Annotated in this window: 1 pseudogene; it reads left to right on the top strand. The window is 58.6% G+C overall.

Features of this window, described 5'->3' with window-relative positions:
- Positions 1–452: 452 nt before the first annotated feature.
- A pseudogene (locus F6X40_RS41415) lies at positions 453–1,322 on the top strand (ABC transporter substrate-binding protein); the annotation flags it as partial.
- Positions 1,323–1,449: the final 127 nt, after the last annotated feature.

The raw sequence follows: 1,449 nt of genomic DNA, 5'->3' as shown, positions 1-1,449 counted from the left end.
CGGCTCCTGCTGGAGAACGAGGCGGATTGCCTCATTCGCCAACATAAAACCGCGTGACCGGCCTCGCCCTGACCTCCCGCGTCGGACCGGAGCCCTCTACCGCGCGAGCGGTTTCGTTCGTCGACCCCTTGCGGTCGTCCGACCCCGCGCGACCGAAGCGGCGGCTTACCGGGTATAACGGCCAGTCGGGGTCGCTCCACTTCCTTGATGAGGATAACGGACTGCACAACACGCCGCACCTTTGTCCCAAAAAAGGCAATGCCGCTAGTACCAGTCAGCGACATTGACGACCCCGGCAGGAGGCGCGGTTTCCGGCGTGTTGCCGTCTCCCAGCGTTCCCTGCCGTCTTGTTCCCACGCGGGAAAATAGCGGAGGCCGCGTGCTGGCCCGGACTATTCTAGAGGGAGCGCTCCCTGCCTATCGGGCAAGGGCGCACAAGCGGGAGCGACCCCATGAGCAGGCTGATTCTCCGTCGCAAGCAAGTACTTGAGTCTTTCACGCTGAGCAAGATTGCCGTAGGGCTTGCGTTTGCAGGTATTGCAGTAGCGGCACACGCCGACACGGTCCGGATCACCGTCTCGCACTACAGTGACGCGACTGGCCCATACTTCAACAAGATGGCTCAGGAGTTCGAGAAAGCCTACCCTGGTACGACAATCAAGGTCGAAGAAGTAAACTGGGACACGCTGCAACAGAAGCTCCAGACGGACATCATGGGTGGCGCGAACTCGGACCTGGCGATTGTCGGTACCCGCTGGTTGCTGGACTTCGTTAAGGACGACGTCGCCGAGCCCCTTGATGGCTACATGGACGCGAGGCTCAAGGACCGCTTCATTGGCCAGATGCTGGCACCAGGTGAAATCAAAGGGAAGGTGTATGGCTTGCCGATCGCTGCTTCAACACGCGCGCTGTACTACAACAAGGACCTGCTTGCGAAAGCTGGTTATCCGAATGGTCCGAAGACGTGGAACGACGTAATCGATGCGTCGAAGAAGCTGAAAGCGATGGGAATCGCCGGCTTTGGTCTTCAAGGCAAAGAGATCGAGACAGATGTCTATTTCTATTATGCACTCTGGAGCTACGGCGGAGACGTGATCGGCAAGGACGGCAAGGCTGCTTTCAATTCGCAGGCTGGCGTGAAGGCCGCAACGCTGTACAAAACGATGATAGACGCGGGTCTGACCGAAGCGGGGGTCACCGGGTATTGCCGTGAAGGCGTACAGAACCTGTTCAAGCAGGGGCGTGTGGCGATGGTTATCTCTTTGCCCCTACTGTCGAAGCAGATCGCGAAGGAGGCGCCGAATCTGAAGTACGGTATCGATCGGCGGTTTCAAGAGTGAAGCGCAACGGCGGGATTAATGTTTAGAGCTTTGAGGTTGACTTGCTGATGCGAGGGTCGCGGCGAAGACCTCGAATGGTGAATGGAAGTTGTGAGTTGCACGAGGCCGG

Origin of the sequence: Paraburkholderia sp. UCT31, from assembly GCF_014397655.1 — a bacterium.
Classification (GTDB): domain Bacteria; phylum Pseudomonadota; class Gammaproteobacteria; order Burkholderiales; family Burkholderiaceae; genus Paraburkholderia; species Paraburkholderia tuberum.
This window is presented reverse-complemented; position numbering and strand designations above follow the sequence as displayed.